General features: G+C 67.5%; 17 protein-coding genes. 13 read left to right on the top strand and 4 right to left on the bottom strand.

The annotated features are described in order from the left end of the window. Positions 1–127: 127 nt before the first annotated feature. The 3 genes from HLH27_RS06095 to HLH27_RS06085 all read left to right on the top strand — a co-directional run bounded on the left by HLH27_RS06095 (position 128) and on the right by HLH27_RS06085 (position 4,621). The gene (locus HLH27_RS06095; RefSeq protein WP_220790299.1) at positions 128–1,270 is read left to right on the top strand and encodes a hypothetical protein; all 1,143 of its coding nucleotides are present in this window, start codon (positions 128–130) and stop codon (positions 1,268–1,270) included. Between the two features lie 176 nt (positions 1,271–1,446). Next, a complete protein-coding gene (locus HLH27_RS06090; RefSeq protein ID WP_246375562.1) occupies positions 1,447–3,255 on the top strand; it encodes a M3 family oligoendopeptidase in 1,809 nt (602 codons plus the stop codon). Positions 3,256–3,289: 34 nt separating this feature from the next. Further along, entirely contained in the window at positions 3,290–4,621 is a 1,332-nt protein-coding gene (locus HLH27_RS06085; RefSeq protein ID WP_182948815.1) for an ABC1 kinase family protein, read from the top strand. A gap of 22 nt (positions 4,622–4,643) precedes the next feature. Here the strand turns inward: HLH27_RS06085 and HLH27_RS06080 are convergent, their stop codons facing one another. Continuing rightward, positions 4,644–5,435, bottom strand: a complete 792-nt coding sequence (locus tag HLH27_RS06080; RefSeq protein ID WP_182948675.1) for an exonuclease domain-containing protein — start codon at positions 5,433–5,435, stop codon at positions 4,644–4,646. Between the two features lie 120 nt (positions 5,436–5,555). On the opposite strand from HLH27_RS06080, the gene uvrB reads away from it, so the two are divergent. From uvrB to HLH27_RS06040, 8 genes are all read left to right on the top strand, one after another. After that, positions 5,556–7,793, top strand: coding sequence for an excinuclease ABC subunit UvrB (gene uvrB / locus HLH27_RS06075; protein WP_182948673.1), 2,238 nt, complete (start codon positions 5,556–5,558; stop codon positions 7,791–7,793). 88 nt (positions 7,794–7,881) lie between these two features. After that, positions 7,882–8,769 (top strand): aldose 1-epimerase, encoded by an 888-nt coding sequence (locus tag HLH27_RS06070; RefSeq protein WP_182948671.1) that lies wholly within the window; start codon positions 7,882–7,884, stop codon positions 8,767–8,769. Positions 8,770–8,784: 15 nt separating this feature from the next. Beyond that, complete coding sequence (gene greB / locus HLH27_RS06065; RefSeq protein WP_182948670.1) at positions 8,785–9,333, top strand: transcription elongation factor GreB; 549 nt, start codon at positions 8,785–8,787, stop codon at positions 9,331–9,333. 91 nt (positions 9,334–9,424) lie between these two features. Continuing rightward, the gene (gene gshB / locus HLH27_RS06060; protein WP_182948668.1) at positions 9,425–10,420 is read left to right on the top strand and encodes a glutathione synthase; all 996 of its coding nucleotides are present in this window, start codon (positions 9,425–9,427) and stop codon (positions 10,418–10,420) included. Positions 10,421–10,534: 114 nt separating this feature from the next. After that, entirely contained in the window at positions 10,535–11,266 is a 732-nt protein-coding gene (locus HLH27_RS06055; protein WP_182948666.1) for a class I SAM-dependent methyltransferase, read from the top strand. A 152-nt stretch (positions 11,267–11,418) separates the two neighbouring features. Beyond that, positions 11,419–12,756 carry a cbb3-type cytochrome c oxidase subunit I gene (locus HLH27_RS06050; protein ID WP_182948664.1) on the top strand — a complete coding sequence of 446 codons (1,338 nt, stop codon included), beginning with the start codon at positions 11,419–11,421 and terminating at the stop codon, positions 12,754–12,756. Next, positions 12,753–13,697: a heme o synthase gene (gene cyoE / locus HLH27_RS06045; RefSeq protein WP_182948662.1), complete on the top strand. Its 945-nt coding sequence runs from the start codon at positions 12,753–12,755 to the stop codon at positions 13,695–13,697. Before HLH27_RS06050 ends, cyoE begins: the two co-directional genes overlap by 4 nt. 11 nt (positions 13,698–13,708) lie before the next feature. Further along, complete coding sequence (locus HLH27_RS06040; RefSeq protein WP_182948661.1) at positions 13,709–13,846, top strand: hypothetical protein; 138 nt, start codon at positions 13,709–13,711, stop codon at positions 13,844–13,846. A 112-nt stretch (positions 13,847–13,958) separates the two neighbouring features. On the opposite strand, the gene HLH27_RS06035 is transcribed toward HLH27_RS06040, so the two are convergent. The 3 genes from HLH27_RS06035 to HLH27_RS06025 are packed head-to-tail and all read right to left on the bottom strand — an operon-like array spanning position 13,959 to position 17,583. Then, on the bottom strand, positions 13,959–15,374 hold the full coding sequence (locus tag HLH27_RS06035; RefSeq protein WP_182948659.1) for a transposase: 1,416 nt from the start codon (positions 15,372–15,374) through the stop codon (positions 13,959–13,961). Continuing rightward, positions 15,371–16,147 (bottom strand): VC0807 family protein, encoded by a 777-nt coding sequence (locus HLH27_RS06030; RefSeq protein ID WP_182948657.1) that lies wholly within the window; start codon positions 16,145–16,147, stop codon positions 15,371–15,373. Before HLH27_RS06030 ends, HLH27_RS06035 begins: the two co-directional genes overlap by 4 nt. Then, positions 16,144–17,583, bottom strand: a complete 1,440-nt coding sequence (locus tag HLH27_RS06025; RefSeq protein WP_182948655.1) for an 8'-apo-carotenoid 13,14-cleaving dioxygenase — start codon at positions 17,581–17,583, stop codon at positions 16,144–16,146. The genes HLH27_RS06030 and HLH27_RS06025 overlap by 4 nt, the downstream gene beginning before the upstream one ends. Before the next feature lie 28 nt (positions 17,584–17,611). Here HLH27_RS06025 and HLH27_RS06020 point away from each other — a divergent pair, with 28 nt between their 5' ends. Both HLH27_RS06020 and HLH27_RS06015 read left to right on the top strand, forming a co-directional pair. Beyond that, on the top strand, positions 17,612–18,190 hold the full coding sequence (locus tag HLH27_RS06020; protein WP_220790298.1) for a TetR/AcrR family transcriptional regulator: 579 nt from the start codon (positions 17,612–17,614) through the stop codon (positions 18,188–18,190). 145 nt (positions 18,191–18,335) lie between these two features. After that, complete coding sequence (locus HLH27_RS06015; RefSeq protein WP_182948652.1) at positions 18,336–19,088, top strand: hypothetical protein; 753 nt, start codon at positions 18,336–18,338, stop codon at positions 19,086–19,088. The last annotated feature ends 16 nt before the right edge of the window (positions 19,089–19,104 follow it).

Genomic DNA, 19,104 nt, shown 5'->3' with positions numbered 1-19,104 from the left:
GCCGGGCCGAGGGGGATGTTTGCGTCTGTTCTTGGGAGACCGACCCCGGCGTTGGCATTGACGGGGGTTCTTGCGGATTTATACCGGTCCATCTTATCGAGGATAGTGCGAGATCCGATGAGGGGCCGTGTTGGGCGAATATCAGTATTACGCGTTCCTGGCGCTCGACCGGCCGCTTGACGCGGTGTGCCGCGAGGCCTTGCGGGCATTGTCGTCGCGGGCGGAGATCACGGCGACGCGCTTTGCCGTTACCTCCGACGGGGATGATTTCAAGGGCGACCCGGTTACGCTGGTGGAACGCTGGTTCGACCTGCATCTTTATGTCGCCGATTGGGGGACGCATCGTCTGATGCTGCGCTTTCCCCGGCGGCTGGTGGATCCGAGGTCCCTGGACGCGTTCCTGCGCCCCGTCGATTGCGCGGCGCTGAGACTGTCCGGCGAGAACCTGATCCTGGATATCGTTCGCGAGGATCTGGAGCCGGAGGGCGAGGGCGGCTCGGACTGGCTGGCCGCGCTGGCGCCTTTGCGGGCGGATGCCATCGGCGGGGATCTGCGATTCTTTTACCTGCTGTGGCTGACGGCGGTCGCGGATGGCACCGTCCCGGACGATGCGGCGGAACCGCTGCCGGGAATCGGGCCGCTATCGGGCGCGCTCGAATCCTTCGCGCGATTCTTCGGCATTGATCGGGACCTTGTCGCGGCGGCGTCGGAGCGGTGTGGCGACGTGCCCGCGGATGAGGTTTTCGCCCCGGATATCGCCGGGCGGCTTGTCGCGGAATTGACGGCTGGGGAAAAGGACGGGCTGCTGGCCCGGCTGGCGCAGGGCGATTGCCTGGTGGCCAGCGAGCTTCGGCTGCTGCTTCGGCGTCGCCTGGAGGCGGAGGCGCCGGGTGGCCGGCCTGTCGTCGGCTTGCGCATGGCGGGCGAACTGCGCGCCCGTGCCCATGCCATCGGGGAGGCCCGGGAACGGGAAGAGGCGCAGCGCGCGGCGATGGAGCGGACGCGGCGGGCGGCGGAGGAGGAATGTGCCCGGCGCGCGCGTCTGGACGGTCTTCTGACGCAGGGCGAGGCGGTGTGGGGCGAGGTCGAGGCGGAGATCGAGCGCCGGAATGCGGCGGGCTACGACAGGGCGCTGGGTCTTCTACTGGACCTGCGGGCCCTCGCCGGGGAGCAGGGGACGGGGGAGGATTTCTGCCGCCGTCTGGACGGAATTCGCGAACGGCATGCCCGCAAGGGGCGTTTCATCGAACGGTTGCCGGCACTGGGATAGGCGCGGTACCTGCGTGTGCCCGCCGGGGACGCGCGGGTGGGACCGCCTTGCCGGCGGCGACATGCCCGGGACAGTCTGGTAGAGATCAGGGCAGGACCGGCCCCCCGTACGTGACGTGCCGGGGGCGTTGAAGGAGTGGCGTGCCGATGCCGACGTTGAATCTTGTCTCCGGCCCGATGGATCACAGCCCCTTGCGGGCCGCCGATGGCGGTGCCCCGGCCGGTACGATCGGGGACCTGCCGCGCTGGGATCTGCGGGACCTGTATGAGAGCCCCGAATCGGATGCGCTGCGCACCGACCTGGCGCAGGCCGAATCGGACGCCGCCGCCTTTGCCGCCGCTTGGAAGGGCCGGCTGGCCGGGGCCGCGCCGGCCGACATGGCCGAGGCGATCGGGAAATATCAGCGAATCGACGAGGTGCTGGGGCGGGCGGCGTCATACGCGCAATTGCTGTTTGCCGGCGATTCGTCGGATGCCGGGATCGGTCGGTTCTCGCAGTCGATCAACGAGCGGCTGACCGATATCTCCAGCCATCTGCTGTTCTTTACCCTGGAGCTGAACCGGATCGGGGACGAGGATCTGGCCGCCCGCCTGGCGGACCCGGCGCTGGCGGTGTGGGCGCCGTTCCTGCGCGACCTGCGGGTTTTCCGGCCGCATCAGCTGACCGACGAGATCGAGCAGGTCCTGCACGAGAAATCGGTGACGGGGGCGGCGGCGTGGAGCCGGCTGTTCGACGAGACGATGGCCGGGCTGCGCATTCCGCTGGACGGTCGGGAGCTGACGGTGGGCGAGGCGCTGAACCGCCTGTCGGATCAGGACCGGGCGGTGCGCGAGCGCGCGGCGCAGGCGATCGGCACCGTGTTCGGGAACAATATCAAGCTGTTTTCGCTGATTACCAACACGCTGGCCAAGGACAAGGCGATTACCGACTCGCTGCGGCATTATCCGCGCCCGGGTTCGTACCGCAATCGCAGCAACATGGTGGAAGACGAGGTCGTCGACGCGCTGGTGCAGGCGGTGACGGAGGATTATCCGCGCCTGTCGCATCGCTATTACGCGATGAAGGCGCGCTGGCTGGGGCTGGAGAAGCTGGAGCATTGGGACCGCAATGCCCCGCTGCCGGCGGCGGACGAGCGGACCATTCCGTGGGACGAGGCCACGCGGCAGGTGCTGGCGGCCTATGAAGGGTTCGACCCGCGCATGGGCGCGGTGGCGCGGCGGTTCTTCGACAATCCGTGGATCGATGCCCCCCCCGTGCCGGGCAAGGCGTCGGGGGCGTTCGCGCATCCGACCGTGCCGTCGGTCCACCCTTACCTGCTGCTGAACTATCATGGCCGCACCCGCGACGTGATGACGCTGGCCCACGAGCTGGGCCATGGGGTGCACCAGGTGCTGGCGGCGCCGCACGGGTACCTGATGTCGGGCACGCCGCTGACGCTGGCCGAGACGGCGAGCGTGTTCGGGGAGATGCTGACCTTTCGCGCGCTGCTGGATGCCGAGACCGATCCGGCGCGGCGGCGGCTGATGCTGGCCGCCAAGGTGGAGGACATGCTGAACACGGTCGTGCGCCAGATCGCGTTCTACCGGTTCGAGACCCTGGTGCATGACGAGCGGAAATCGGGCGAATTGCTGCCCGAGCGGATCGGCGCCATCTGGCGGCAGGTGCAGACCGAGAGCCTGGGCCCGGCCTTCAACTTTACGCCGGATTATGACGTGTACTGGACCTATGTCCCGCACTTCATCCATTCTCCGTTCTATGTCTATGCCTATGCGTTCGGGGATTGCCTGGTGAATGCGCTGTATGGCGTCTTCACGTCGGGTCATGCGGGGTTCCAGGACAAATATCTGGACATGCTGCGGGCGGGGGGCACGATGCGGCATCGCGAATTGCTGGCGCCGTTCGGGCTGGACGCGGCCGATCCGGGTTTCTGGCGCAAGGGGCTGGACGTGATCGCCGGATTTATTGACGAACTGGAGCGTGCCTGACGTGGCGGAGGAACGGGATCTGGACAATACCGGCATGTTCGGCGAGCTGCGCCGGATGGTGCGGACGTCGGGCGCGGTCGGCGGTATCGCGGCGCGCATCGCGGGCCACAAGATGGGGCTGCGCACCGACCACGCCACCCATGCCGGGGACCTGAAATCGATTCTCGGCGGGCTGAAGGGGCCGCTGATGAAGGGGGCGCAGCTTCTGTCCACCATTCCCGGCGCGTTGCCGGACGAATATGCGGCGGAGCTGGCGCAGTTGCAGGCCAATGCGCCGCCGATGGGGTGGAGCTTCGTGCGCCGGCGGATGAGCGCCGAGCTGGGACGCGACTGGGAGCGGCGATTCCGCTCGTTCGAGCATGAGGCCGCGGCCGCCGCCAGCCTGGGGCAGGTGCATCGGGCGGTGCTGCCCGACGGGCGCCGGGTGGCGTGCAAGCTGCAATATCCGGACATGCAGGCCACGGTGGATTCCGACCTGCGGCAGTTCCGCATGGCGGTGGGGCTGTATTACCGCATCGACAGCACCATCAAGCAGGACGACGTGCTGGTGGAGCTGACCGCGCGCCTGCAGGAAGAGCTGGACTATCTGCGCGAGGCGGCGAACCTGCGGCTGTACAACCTGATGCTGGCCGGGTGCCCGGATGTCAGCGTGCCCATGCCGGTCGAGGACCTGACGACGCGGCGGCTGCTGGTGATGGACTGGCTGGACGGGCGGGGCGTGCAGTCGGTGCTGGATGCCGACCCGTCGCAGGAGCAGCGCGATGCCATGGCGCGGGCGCTGTTCCATGCCTGGTACGTGCCGCTCTATCGCAACGGCGTGATCCATGGCGACCCGCATATGGGCAATTTCACGGTGCGGCCCGATTACGGGCTGAACCTGCTGGACCTGGGCGCGATCCGGATCTTCCCGGCCCGTTTCGTGCAGGGGATCATCGACCTGTATCGCGCGCTGGAGACCAATGACGAGGATCTGGCCTATCACGCCTACCAGGCCTGGGGCTTCGTCAACATGTCGCGCGAGACCATGCGTGTGCTGAACGAGTGGGCGCGCTTCGTCTACGAGCCGCTGATGCAGGACCGTGTGCGGGCGATCCAGGAAAATGACGATCCGCAATATGGGCGTGCGGTGGCCGAGCGGGTCTATGCCGGGCTGAAACAGACCGGGGGGGTGCGGCCGCCGCGCGAGTTCGTGCTGGTGGACCGTTCGGCGATCGGGCTGGGCAGCGTGTTCCTGCGGCTGGGGGCGAAGCTGAACTGGTATCGGCTGTTCCAGGAACTGATCGCCGATTTCGATTCGGCCAAGCTGGCGGCGCGGCAGGCGGAGCTGTTGCAGCAGGCACGGGTGCCGCCGCCGGTCGAGGGCTGATCTTCCCAGCCCCCTCGGGGTGTTACAGGGGCAGGGCGAGCTGGCGCATGGAGGTGGCGTCGTCCTGTCCTGTACGGCGGGCGCGTTCGGTGCGCAGCGCGAAGGCCAGGTCGGGGCCGGGCGGGCGGCAGTTGGCCAGCAGCCGGTCCAGGTCGCTTGTGGCCAGCGTGCGGATGCGGCGGCCGCGCAGGGGGCCGTGGGGCACCCGCACCAGCAGCGCCGGCTGGCGCGACCAGCGCAGCAACTGTTCCACCGAGGCCAGGGCCAGCATGTCGCGCAGATGGTGGGCCGTGACATAGGCATCGGGGCCGGCGCGGTGGGCGGGGTTGCCCAGATGCTTGTCGAGGCCTGCCGGGCGGCGGGAGTAGCGCAGGCCCTGGTTGGAATGACCGGGCTCGTCGGGCCACAGGCGCAGCGCGCATTTGTAGGTGCAGATCCAGCCCGTGCCCGCCATCAGGGCGGGCGGCAGGTGGGCGCGCAGCCAGCCTTGCTCGAAACTGGCGCGGTGGGCGGCGAAGGCCTGGGGGCGGGCCGGCGGGCGCAGGATGCCGGGGGCGACGGTGGCGATCGGCGGGGCGTCGCGCACATCGTGATCGGTGATGTGGTGGATGGCCGTGGTCCACGGCGCGATGGGGCCGCCCGGGTGGGTCAGACGGGCGTGGGGGCTGTCGGCCAGTTGCCAGCCGTCGGGTGCCTGCGCCACGTCCTGCCAGCCGATTTCTACGATTCCGCCCTGCGCGGCGTCGCGGTCGCTGGTTTCCAGGTCGATGACCCGGACATAGGGAGGGGATTGGGGGGACAGGGTACCGTCCATCCGCCCAGTGTAGGGACAGGCGGCGCGATTCCCAAACCGAATCGGCACGCCCGGCGTGCGGGCTGGTGCGCGCGCGACGGCTCTTGCGCTGGCGTCGCGCGATGCCCACAGTCCTGAACCATGTCCGCGCCCGCCCGCAAGAAGACCCGTCGTCCCGATCCTTCGGAAGAGATCGTGACCTTTCAGCCCGAACGCCAGCCGGCGAAGGAGAAGACGCGGCGGCTGGTCATCCAGGCGCCCTACGAACCGGCCGGCGACCAGCCGCGCGCCATTGCCGAGCTGGTGGCCGGGGTAGGCGAGGGGGAACGCGACCAGGTGCTGCTGGGCGTGACCGGGTCGGGCAAGACCTTCACGATGGCCAAGATCATCGAGGCCACCCAGCGGCCGACGCTGATCCTGGCGCCGAACAAGACCCTGGCGGCGCAGCTCTATGGCGAGATGAAGCAGTTCTTCCCCGACAATGCGGTGGAATATTTCGTCAGCTACTACGATTACTACCAGCCGGAAGCGTATGTGCCGCGCTCGGACACGTATATCGAGAAAGACAGCCAGATCAACGAGCAGATCGACCGGATGCGGCATGCCGCCACCCAGGCGCTGCTGGAGCGCAACGACGTCATCATCGTGGCCTCGGTGTCGTGCATCTACGGTATCGGGTCGGTCGAGACCTATTCGCGAATGGTGGTGCGGCTGGAGGTGGGCGGCGAGATCGACCGCGACAAGCTGGTGAAGGCGCTGGTCGAACTGCAATATCGGCGGAACGATGCGGCGTTCCAGCGCGGGACCTTTCGGGTGCGGGGCGAGAGCGTCGATATCTTTCCGGTGCAGAACGAGGACCGGGCCTGGCGGGTCTCGCTGTTCGGCGACGAGATCGAGGCGATTGTCGAATTCGACCCGCTGACGGGCGACAAGACCGGCGACCTGCAGGAAGTCAGCGTCTACGCCAACAGCCATTACGTGACGCCGCGCCCGACGCTGAACCAGGCGGTGACGAGCATCAAGCACGAGCTGCGCCAGCGGCTGGCGGAGTTTACGGCGGAGGGCAAGCTGCTGGAGGCCGAGCGGTTGCAGCAGCGCACGACCTTCGACCTGGAGATGATCGAGACCACGGGCGTGTGCAAGGGGATCGAGAATTATTCGCGCTATCTGTCCGGGCGCAAGGCGGGCGATCCGCCGCCGACCCTGTTCGAATATCTGCCCGAGGATGCGCTGCTGATCGTCGACGAAAGCCATGTGACCGTGCCGCAGATCGGCGGCATGGAGCGGGGGGATTTCGCGCGCAAGTCGATCCTGTCGGAATTCGGGTTCCGGCTGCCGTCCTGCTTGGACAACCGGCCGCTGAAATTCGCGGAGTGGGATACGTTCCGCCCGATGACGATCTTCGTCAGCGCCACGCCGGGGCCGTGGGAGATGGGGCGCGTGGGCGGGGTGTTCGCCGAGCAGGTGATCCGCCCGACCGGGCTGATCGACCCGGTGACGGAGATCCGGCCGGTGGAGCGGCAGGTGGACGACCTGCTGGCGGAATGCCGACTCACGATCGCGGCCGGGGGCAGGATACTGGTCACGACGCTGACCAAGCGCATGGCCGAGGACCTGACGGATTACATGAACGAGGCGGGCATCCGCGTCCGTTACCTGCATTCCGACGTCGACACGCTGGAGCGGATCGAGATTATCCGCGACCTGCGGCTGGGGGCGTTCGACGTGCTGATCGGCATCAACCTGCTGCGCGAGGGGCTGGATATTCCGGAATGCTCGCTGGTCGCGATCCTGGATGCGGACAAGGAGGGGTTCCTGCGATCCCGCACCTCGCTGATCCAGACCATCGGGCGGGCGGCGCGCAATATCGACGGGCGGGTGCTGCTGTATGCCGACACCATGACCGACAGCCTGCGCTACGCGATCGAGGAAACCGCGCGCCGGCGGGCGAAGCAGTCCGAATGGAACACCGAGCACGGCATCACGCCGCAATCGGTGCGCAAGCATATCGGCGAGGCTTTGTCCTCGGTCTTCGAGCAGGATTACGTGACCGTTGCGCCGACGAAGGCGGGGGACGTGGCGGAGTTTGTCGGCAAGGATCTGGGCAGCACCATCGCGGAGCTGGAAAAGCGGATGCGCGCGGCGGCTGCGGACCTGGAATTCGAGACGGCCGCAAGGCTGCGCGACGAAATCAAGCGGCTGGAGGCGCTGGACCTGGGGCTGGAGCCGGTGCCCGTGCCGGTTTCGACCGCCGGTGTCGCCGGCAGTACCGGTCGGCCGCCCCGGCGCAAGGGGCAGGGGCCGGAACCGCTGGGGCCGGGCGGTGGCGGCTACGACCCCGCCAAGGGGCGGGGTGGCCGGCGGCGGGGCGGACGTTAGAGGCTGTTGCGGAAGCTTTGCCGGCGGCGGTTCGGCGGCGGTTTCCGAAACGGTCTTTCAGGGTGAACAGGGACGGGAAAAGAGACGGATGATCGAACTGAAGGCGGGGGCGGCCCGGCTGGGCCTGTTACCCGAACTGGGCGGCGCGGTGAGCTACTGGAAAAGTGGGGATGTCTGCGTGCTCGACACCGTCAGCGATCCGAACCTGTTGGCGCAGAAGGGGCACAAGGTGGCGGCCTATCCGCTGGTGCCGTTCTCGAACCGGGTCGCGGACGGGCATTTCCGTTTTGATGGCGCGGACTACCGGATGAAGCCGAATTTCGCCGGCGAGCCGCATGTGATCCACGGCAACGGGTGGGAACATCCGTGGGAGCTGGAGCTGCTGAGCGACGACAGTGCCACGCTGCAACTGGAATGGCACCCGCCCTACGACCGCCCCATGGATGAATGGCCGTTTGCCTACCGGGCGCAGATCCGCTTCGACCTGCGCGAGGAGAGCCTGGCGGTGGGGATGGTGATCGAGAATATCGATCAGCGGCCCCAGCCGGTCGGGTTGGGGTTTCACCCCTATTTTCCCCGGCGCAGCGGCGTGAAACTGGGGTTTTCGGCCGATACGGTGTGGACGAACGACGAGCACCACCTGCCGGCGCTGCGGGTGCCGGCCACGGGGGAGTGGTCGTTCGAGCATATGCGCGCCGTTACCGACCAGGCGATCGACAATTGCTATGCCGGCTGGGACGGCGCGGCCTTCCTGCGCTGGCCCGATGACGGGCTGGCCCTGACCGTTTCGGCCAGTCCGGCCTTTCGCCATCTGGTGCTGTTCACGCCGCCGGAGAAGAATTTTATCGCCGTGGAGCCGGTGAGCAACATGAACGATGCGCTGAACCATGCCGGCGTGACCGACCGGGGGATCACGATCCTGGCGCCCGGGGCGCGGCTGGAGGGGCACATCCATTTTGCGCTGACCGCGTGCTGAGGCACAATGTGGCCCATGACGCACGATGACGACGATGATGACGAGACGCGGCCGCGCGCCATAGACGGGGTGTCGCGCTACATCACCCCTACCGGCATGGGTGCGACGCGGCGGGAACTGAGCGCGCTGCTGTACGAGGAGCGGCCGCGCATCGTCGAGATCGTGTCGTGGGCCGCGGGGAACGGCGACCGCTCGGAAAACGGGGACTATCTGTACGGTAAGAGGCGGCTGCGGGAGATCGACCGGCGGGTGCGCTTTCTGACGCGCCGCATCGAGAAGGCGATCGTGGTCGATCCGGCCGCGCAGACCCAGCGGAATCGGGTCTTCTTCGGTGCCACCGTGACCTATGTGACGGAAGAGGATGTGGAGCGGACGGTCGTGATCGTGGGTGTGGACGAGGCTGACCTGACAGTGGGGCAGGTCAGCCTGGCATCGCCCGTCGCCCGGGCCCTGCTGGGGGGGCAGGTGGGCGACGAAGTGCGGGTGATGACGCCCTCGGGCGCCGAATTGATCGAGATCCTGGCCATTTCGTACCCCGAACCTGTCGGGGTGGATGCGCTATGAGGTTTTTCGCGGCCGAGAACTCGACTAAGAAGCAAGGGCCGGTGACAGATCGTGTCATCACGGTATCGGATTGTACCCGGAGGTCGCGTTGATGTCCCGCTCGCTGAAGGTTGCCGTGCAGATGGACCCCCTGTCGGGGGTGGACATCAACGGCGATTCGACTTTTGCCCTGATGCTGGAAGCGCAGGCGCGGGGGTACGACCTGTTCGTCTACCAGGTGCAGGGGCTGAGCCTGCGCGAGGGGCGCGTGGCCGAGGGCGCGCGGGCCCAACGGCTGACGGCGCGCGCGCGCCCGGCGCGGGTGCGGCGGGTCGCGGGCGACCATGCCGAGCTGGGCGCGGAGCAGGTGATCGACCTGTCCGCGATGGATGTGATCCTGATGCGCCAGGACCCGCCCTTCGACATGGCGTATATCAGCGCCACCCACATGCTGGAGCATGTGCACGGCACCGGGCCGGGCAGGGCACTGGTGGTCAACGACCCGGAATCGGTGCGCAATGCGCCCGAGAAGCTGCTGGTCACGCATTTTCCCGAGCTGATGCCGCCGACGCTGGTGACGTGGGATGTGCTGGCGATCCGTGATTTCCGCGCCGAGTGGCGGGACATTATCGTCAAGCCACTGTTCGGCAATGGCGGGGCGGGGGTGTTTCGTATCCGCGAGGATGACGAGAACCTGAATTCGCTGCTGGAGATGCATTTCGCGCGTTCGCGCGAGCCGCTGATGATCCAGCGCTACGAGCCGGCGGTGCGCCAGGGGGACAAGCGCATCATCCTGGCCGACGGCGTGCCGATCGGCGCGATCAACCGCGTGCCGGCGCAGGGCGAGGCGCGGTCGAACATGCATGTGGGCGGCCGCGCGGTGAAGGTCGAGCTGAGCCCGCGCGACCGCGAGATCTGCGAGGCGATCGGGCCGATGCTGCGCGAGAAGGGCCTGATCTTCGTGGGGATCGACGTGATCGGCGACTGGCTGACGGAGATCAATGTCACGTCGCCGACAGGGTTGCAGGAAATCGACCGTTTCGACGGCATCAATTCCGCCGGGCTGATCTGGGACTGCATCCTGCGGCGGCTCGACGGTGGCGTGTAACCGGCGCCGGGATGGCGGACGAGAAAGAGGAGTGGGTGATTTGCGCTGTGCCACCGGGCCATGGTCCGCTATCCCCTTGAAGACAATCGCCCGGCAGGGCACAAAGGGTTCCCGATGAGCAACGTTCTTCAAGACGCGCCTGCCGAGGCGGATGCCGCCGCCAGCCTGGCCTGTGCGCCGGTACCGCGTTCGGCCCTGGACGCCGACGCCGTCAAGGCAGCCTATCGCCGGTGGGCCGGTGTCTACGACACGGTGTTCGGTGGGGTTTCGGCCTTCGGACGCAAGCGGGCGGTCGCCGCCGTGAACGGCCTGCCCGGCACGGCGGTGCTGGAAGTGGGCGTGGGCACCGGCCTGGCCCTGCCGCATTATCGCGCCGACAAGCGCATTACCGGCATCGACCTTTCGGGCGACATGCTGGACCGCGCGCGCCAGCGTGTGGCGCGGATGAACCTGCGCAATATCGATGCCCTGCTGGAAATGGATGCCGAGGATACGCGGTTTGCGGATGCGTCCTTCGATATCGCGGTGGCGATGTTCGTGGCCTCCGTCGTGCCCAATCCGCGCCGGCTGCTGGCGGAACTGAAGCGCGTGGTGCGGCCGGGCGGGCATATCCTGTTCGTCAATCACTTCCTGGCCACCGGCGGCGTGCGGCTGGCGGTCGAGCGCGGCATGGCGCGGGCGTCGCATTCGCTGGGCTGGCATCCGGACTTCGCGATGGAAGCCCTGCTGCCGCCCGACGACCTGGCCCGCGCGACCATCCAGCCGGTGCCGCCGGCGGGGCTGTTCACGCTGGTGACGCTGCCGCGCCTTGCCGTTGCGAGCCGGGTGGAGAAGCCTGCCGCCTGACGCTGCCCCGCCATGTCGGCATGGCCGGAATGCCGGCCATGCTGGAGGCGGGGGCTGCGGGCTCTCGTCTTGGCGGGCTGGTTTCGGTAACATCATCACGATTTCGAGCACGGTCGCCCTCCGGCGGCCCATCGGCGCAGGAGAAGTGGCGTATGCCGGCAGAGAGGCAGGTCCGGATGGATGTCGCAACCGGGGGCTTCCTGACGCGGAGCGGCGGCCTGAGCGGCCACAAGGCGGTCGGGACGCTCTATCTGGTCATGGCGGTCCTGGCCGGGCTGATCGGCGGCGGGCTGGCCCTGCCGCTGCGTATCGGGCCGGATGCCAGCGCCGCGTGGGGCCGGATGGCGATCGACCATGGCGCGCTTATGGTGCTGTTCTGCGCCCTGCCGGCGCTGGTCGGCGGGTTCGGCTCGTGGTTCGTGCCGCTGCTGCTGGGTGCGCCCGACATGGCGTTCCGTCGCCTGAACCTGGCGTGCTGGGCCGGTGTTGCCGCCAGCTTCGGGCTGGTCGTCGCCGGGGTGTCGACGGCGGGCGCGATGATGCTGTGGTGTGCGGCGATGCTGGGGCTGGCGATCAATATCGTCGCCACCGCGCTGAACATGCGTGGACGTGGCGTCGGGCTGGGGGCCATGCCGCTGTTCGTCTGGGCGCAGGTCCTGACCGCGATGATGATGGTGATCGTGCTGCCGGTGCTGGCGGCGGCGCTAACGCGCGGCCTGCTGGCCGGGGCGGGCACCGATGTGGTGGCGCGGGCGTTGCGCGCGTTCTCGGGCCCCGAAGCGGGGCTGCTGCTGCTGCCGGCCGCCGGGGTGATCTGCCAGCTGGTTGAGACTTTCTCGGGCGTGGCGCTGCGCCTGCGTGGCGCGGCGCTTGGGGCAATGGTCGTGCTGTCGGTCGGCGGGGCGTCGGTGTGGGTGCATGATCTGTTTGCCATCGGTCTGGCGGCGCAGCCTGCCGCGCGGCCGCTGGCCGAGCAGGCCGTGATGGCGCTGCCGATGCTGGTGCTGCTGGCGGCCTGGGGCAGGACGCTGATGGCCGGTCGGCCGGTCTTTCGGGTGCCGATGCTGTGGGCCGTCGCCTTCATGGCGATGCTGATTGCGGCCCCCGTGCAGACGCTGGCGGGTGGTGGGGCCGACGCGCATGCGCTGGTGCTGCCTGCCGCGCTGTTCGCCGCGTTCGGCGGGTTCTATTACTGGATCGGCAAGATGGCCGGCGGAGCCTATCCAGAATGGGCGGGGCGCCTGCATGTGGCGCTGGCGGTCGGCGGCAGTGTCGTAGGCCTGCTGCCCGGCGGCGTGCTGGCCGGGGTGGCGATGCAGGGCCTGTCGATGGTGGCCTTCGTCGCCGTGCTGGCCGTGGCGCTGCTGGGGCGGCATCGCGTTACCGGCAATTACTGGGGGGCGGGGGCCCGCACCCTGGAATGGACGTTGCCGTCGCCCGCGCCGCGTGATTCCTTCGCCGGCTTCATGGTGGGGGGAGCCGGGGCATGAGCGCCCGCGCCGCCGCACCGGAGGCGCCGCGTTTCGACGCGGCGCTGGTCGGGACCGAGGCCCGTGACTGGTTCGCGCTGCTGAAGCCGCGCGTGATTTCGCTGGTAGTGTTTACCGGTGCGGCCGGCATGGCCATGGCGCCGGGCCACCTGAACCCGGTGGTGGCGTGCGTTGCCATCCTGTGCATCTGCATGGCGTCGGGTGCGGCGGGGGCGATCAACATGTGGTACGATCGCGATATCGACGCGATCATGACCCGGACCGCGCGCCGCCCGATCCCCGATGGGCGGATTCGCCAGGATCAGGCGCTGGGGTTCGGCATCGGCCTGTCGACGGCCTCGGTGCTGCTGATGTGGCTGGCGACCAATGCGCTGGCGGCGTTTATCCTGGCCTTTTCCATCTTCTTCTATGCCGTGATCTATACGATGTGGCTGAAGCGCTCGACGCCGCAGAACATCGTGATCGGTGGGGCGGCCGGGGCCTTTCCGCCCATGATCGGTTGGGCGGCGGCGACGGGATCGCTGGATGTGATGCCCGTCGTGATGTTCGCGATCGTGTTCCTGTGGACGCCGCCGCATTTCTGGTCGCTGTCGCTATATGCCTGCAAGGATTACGGGCGGGCCGGGATTCCGATGCTGCCGGTGGTGCGCGGGGCACGGCATACGCGCTGGCAGATCCTGATCTATACGCTGATCCTCTCGGCGGTATCGCTGGTGCCGTCGGTGCTGCATCAGGCGGGCTGGCTGTATTCCGCCACCGCGATGCTGCTGGATGCCGGCTTCGTGGGCTGTGCCGTGCGCGTGCTGAGGGACCGGCAGGATGCGACCGGCGTGAGCCTGACGGGCGATGGCGCGGCGCGGCGGGCGTTCCGCTTCTCGCTGCTTTATCTGTTCCTGCTGTTCTGCGGCCTGCTGGCCGATCATTTCCTGGTCATGGGCTGAGGAGGCCGGTGATGGATCAACCGCTTGCCCTGACGCCCGACCAGGCCCGCGAATGCGTGCGCCGCCATCGTGGCCGGCTGCTTGGTGTGGCCTTTACGCTGCTGGGTCTGGCAGCCGTGTTCTACGGTCTGGCCCTGGTGCGCATGTAAGAGGCGCTCGGCCTCTTATCCCCACGGCTGAAATCATCCGATTATGAATGGGTTTCCAAAGGGCGACTGTCCTTTGGTGGGTCAAGGGCAAAGTCCTTGGCAGGCCCTTCGATCAGGACGCCCGGGCGCTGTTCAAGGTCAGGTAGAGAAAGGCCAGCGCGGCCTGGTCGTTGGCGAAATAGCCTCGGGCCTGGATGGCGCGGCCGAGCATCGCATTCGACGCAGCGATCGTATGGGCGGCCGATTGGAGCATCTGGCCCCATGGGCTGTCGGCCATGGCGACGCGGTCGGTCACGGCCATGACGTTTGGCAGATGATGCAGCAGGTGCGCGATCGAAGGATGGACCAGCGCCTGGGGGAAGGCCGCGTGGATGGCGGCGGGAATGCCGTCTGCCCCCTCGGCAACGGCCATCAGGATATCTTCCATGCCCCGGCGCTTCAGCGCATCCATGATATGGCGCCCGAAGCCGGTAGTCTGGTGCCGTTCGAGCCACAGGCCGAGCATGTCCATGGTGCCGTCGAGGTGCATCCCGCGCACGACGTGCACGGGCTTGTCGCGGACGATGCTGTCGTCGCGGACCTTGACCTGTAGCGTGTCGAAGAAGATCACGGGATAGAGCGCGTTCAGCCGGCGCCCCTGCCATGCGGCGACCGCGTCGAGAAGGGCACCCGTGACCCGGCCGGTGGGTTCCGGCGGTGGGTCGGTGTCGTCGATCTCCGGTGCGGGCTCCCGGATTGGGCGGTTGCCCATGGGAGGGGCATACATCGCGACCATCCGTTCATCGACCTGGGGGAGATTCTGGACGTTCTGGGCGATGGATTCGGGATCGGTCGACCCGGTCAGATCGTGGGAGAGATCGGGCACCATCGGGTCGGTAACGGTCTGGGGCCTGTTGCCGGCGTGGTCGGTGGGGCGACCGGCCAGAAAGTGGGTGCCCGGATCGTCATCCAGTCCGCTGTTGAGCAGGCGTTCGGTGAGGGCTCTTTCCACATCGTTCGCGAGGATCGTGTTCTCCGCTGTGTCGGGGGTTGCGGAATCCGTTTGGCCCGGGCCGGGAGGGGGGGCGGTTCTGGTCTGAGCGGGGGTTGGGGCGGCGTGATCGGGGGCCGACATCAGGGTGCGTTCGTAGGCGCGGCCCCAGATGGCCGGGGTGGGCATTCCTTCATTGGCGCCCATGGTGAGAACGGCAGCCTCCATGTCGGCTTGCGCGGCGTCGATGATGGCCGAGGGGATCTGGTTCGTCGGATCGGGTGGGGCATCTTCGGCGTCGGCCGGTTGCATCTCGGGCGGCAGGGGAGTGTCCTGGAGGGCTTGCGGGTCTTCCGTCGTCTCGGACGACAGGACGGCCAGGGCGGCGAGGGCTTCCGCCGACAGGGTGACGGTATCGCCGTCGCCGGGGGCTGCGGCGTTGCTGCCGGAGCGGTTGCCGCCGCTGGGCGAGGCGCCGCCGGCTTTCGGCCGGTCGCTCTCGGCGCCGGGAAAGGAGATGGGGACCGAGTCCGGCTGTATGGCGTCGATCCTGATCATCGGGCGGTTCCAGTGGCGGACGGGGGTCTGTCAGGCTCCCTTTCAAGTATTAGCGAATCGTTAAGATGCTGTTTGAAAAATGTCCCGGTCGGGCGAGGATTCCGGTCGGTCCACCTGGTCCTGGTGCGTGGCCGGGGGGGGCCTGGGGCGCGGTAGTGCATTCGGTAGCGCCGATAGGCCACGGTCCAGAGTGCCAGCCCGCCCATCGTGACGTAGCCGAGGATCGGGCCGACCACGAGATAGGTGGCGATCGGCAGGCTGTAGATGAGCACGACCGAGACCGCCACGTCTGCCAGCAGGCCGGCGCCCCATACCAGTGTCATGACCATGATGGCGCGCCGCATGCCGGGGGTGTTGCGGTGCGCGTCGAAATCGGCGAGGGCCTGGGCGGATTCCCGGGCCACGGTTGCGCGTGCCAGGGCGGCGACCAGCGGTTTGCCGATTGCCGCCGAGCCGAGGAAGGCCAGGCCGATCAGGAAGGTGACCATTTTCTCGCGCAGTTCCAGCATCCGCGCGGAGCCGCCGCCCAGGAAGGCGAGCAGGGAGAGGGCGATGCCGGCCAGGGAAAGGAGGGACAGCGCATCGACCCGCCGGTTGCGCAGGAAGCCGCCGATGCTCCACAGGAGCGGGGGCATGGACGAGGCCAGAAGTGCATCGACATCGCCCCAAGCCGCCTGCATCCGGTCGTAGATCAGCGCGGGGGCGGCGAAATTCACCGCGAGGTCGAGTGCCAGGAGTGCCAGGCCGGGGATGCGCGGGCGCAGGCTGTTCATGGGGTGCTGCCTCCGGCGATCCAGTTGCCGTGGAAGCCCGGCGGCACGCGGTGCGGCAGGCGGATGCCGGCGACCGGCGGCTCGGAAAACCGGCGGGCGTCGAGGATGACGAGGTCGGTCGTTTCGCTCGCCATGTCGATGACGAAGCCGATCAGCCAGCCATGCCCTTCGGGGCTGTCGGGGGTCTCGGGCACGAAGACGAATTCGCCGGGGTGGCGGTTGGGGCCGAAATCGTGGACCTGCCGTTCGCCTGTTACGAGGTCGTGCGCGTAGAGCGCCGTTGCGCCGATGAAGCGGTTGGCCGGGTCGGCCGGCAGGGCGAGGCTCCAGACATGGCGGGAGGGGCGGCCGAAGAAGCGTTCGTCGGGGCGGGGGAATTCCTGCGGTGCGGCGTCGAGCGTGCGGATGGCGACCATGCGGCCGGCGGGGTCGATGGTCCAGCGTTCAAGCCCGCGCGATCTTGCGTCCGGGCCCTGTGCGCCGTCGCCGAACATCGTGTCGTAGACACAGAGATCGAGGATAACGCTTCCGTCGTCCGCATCGTGGGCGTTGGCGACATGGAAGGCGTATCCGGGCGCCACCGGGCACCAGATGATGTCGTCCTGCCCGCCATGGCGTGGCAGCAGCCCGACGCGCGCCGGGTGTGCGGGGTTCCAGCGATAGGGGAAGCCGTGGCCTGCGACCAGGGCCTTCATCGAAAATGTCACGGGCAGGTCGAGGATGATGACGAAACGGTCGGTAAGCGCGCAATCATGGATCATCGGGCCGTGCTTTACCGCGACCGGTTCCTCGCGGATCACGCGCCCGGCTGCGTCGACCACGACGTGGCGGATGGTGCCGGGATCGCGGCCCTCGTAACAGATCGCGTGCTGTTCTCCGGTTTTCGGATCGCGGTGGGGGTGTGCGCTGAAGGAGCCTTTCAGCGAGCCGTCGAACGGATTGTAGCGCTGGTCGTCGAGCGTTTCGCCCAGTTCGACCGGGTAGCTGCCGGCCTCGACCAGCGCGAAGGTGCGACCGCCGATATCGACGACATTGGTGTTGACCGTATCGAAGACGTGGCGTGGCCCCGGTGCGGGGACGACGCCGCGTGCCCTGGCGACGGCGTTCGAGCGGATCCAGCGATTGCGGTACCACAATGCGCGGCCATCGGCGATTGCGAGCCCGTGGACCATGCCGTCGCCGGTGAACCAGTGATAGGAGGCCGGATCGGGCGCTATCGGGTTGGGGCCGATGCGCAGGTAGCGTCCGTTGAGCCCGGCGGGGATCGTGCCCGTGACCGGGAGTTCGGTCAGTGTCCGTTCCTCGGTCATCGGGGCATGGATGCCGGTCAGGAACGGGTTGGCGTGCCGGGGCATGCGTTTGCGGTTGTGGGCGGCGAGGGCTTCGATGCCCCTGGTCACCGTTTCGCGGATCAGCGTTTCGATCGGGCTTCCCATGTCGGCCTCCGATGTTTACGCTGTTACTATGAGTGGGAATGATAACAGCGTCAACATAAAGAAGCGGTCCTATCATCATGGTGATCTGCGCGCGGCGCTGATTGCCGAGGGGCTGCGGTTGCTGGCGGAACGGGATGTGGATTCGCTGTCGCTTCGCGAGGTCGCGCGGGGGGTGGGCGTGAGCGCGACCTCGGTTTACCGCCATTTTCCGGACAAGGATGCGCTGCTGGCCGCGCTGGCGCAGGAAGGGCTGGTGCAATTGGGTGCGGCGCAGCGTGCGGCCGGGGCGACGGCGGGCGGCGGGCGCGCCGGCTTTGCCGCGACGGGGCGGGCCTATGTGCGCTTTGCCCTGGCCAATCCGGCGCTGTTCCGCCTGATCTTTACGTCGCCCGTGCTGGCATCGGCCCGGACCCCCGATACGTTGAAATCCGACCCCGCGATGCTGTTGCAGGCCAATGCGGCGGAAGCGGCGGCCCAGGAGGGGGGCGAGGCCGCCATGCGGGCCATCGAGGCCTGGGCGCTGGTCCATGGCTTGGCGCTGCTGATGCTCGACGGCCAGATCCCGGCGGACGAGACGATCATCGAGAAAGTGATCGGGCAGCGATGAATGCCTTGCCGCGCGTCATGCGGTTGTGGCCGTTATTGCCGTGAAACGGATGGCGACCGCCATGCACGGATGGGGTAGTGGGCCGTAATGATCGTGCCAAATGGGGTATATGATCGAAATACAGGGGTAATTTTACTCTGCTGCATTGTCGTGGATAAAGGGTGCTGTCTCGCCTGACCGGAGAAGCCGTGATATCACGACGGTATCTCTATCATCGGGTTGGGGGCAGAGGGTGAACAGGACTGCTATATTTCTTCTGACTGCAAGTGTCGGTCTGTCCGCATGTACCTGGGTGAAGCCGGGCACGACGGAGCAGGATCGGAAAGCCGCGAAATATGCGTGCCTGAAGGATGCGCACCGGACCTGGCACTGGGCATTGGGTATCCCCGTGGTGGATGCTGCGTTTTTTGCTGCCGATACCGGCAATTTTTATGACACGTGCATGAGGTCGAAGGGCTGGGCCAAATACGATTCCGACGATGCGAAGCTTGTCATGCAGGAAACGAACGAGACGCTGCAAAGTGCGCAGGATGTCAGGAATGCCTGCGTCAAGGACGTTCGGGATCGGCCGCAATATAGCCGGATCTACAGGATGTTTCCCGATCTCTATACGGCGCGGTTCAGTTTTGCGCAGACGGTGTCGAACGAGTTTCCATCCGCGGCGGATGCGTCTGCCCTGGCGACGTATTTCCCGGCCGTGGAAGAATGTCATACGCGGTATCTGAATCGCGTCGGCCCTCTTCTGACCGTTGAGGACAGGAAGATATTTCAGGAACGGGATATCGAAAAGGCGAGGAATGCCTCCGAACTGACGCGGGGGAAGATGACGTATGGCGATTATGCGACGCGGGAAAACCAGTCGATCGATACGACGAAGGTCCGGCTGATGCACGACTGACGGCGCAGGGATCGCG

This window comes from Gluconacetobacter takamatsuzukensis, assembly GCF_014174275.1.
In the GTDB taxonomy this organism is placed as follows: Bacteria; Pseudomonadota; Alphaproteobacteria; order Acetobacterales; family Acetobacteraceae; genus Gluconacetobacter; species Gluconacetobacter takamatsuzukensis.
The sequence above is the reverse complement of the archived record's forward strand: the minus strand, read 5'-3'. Positions and strand labels throughout refer to the sequence as shown.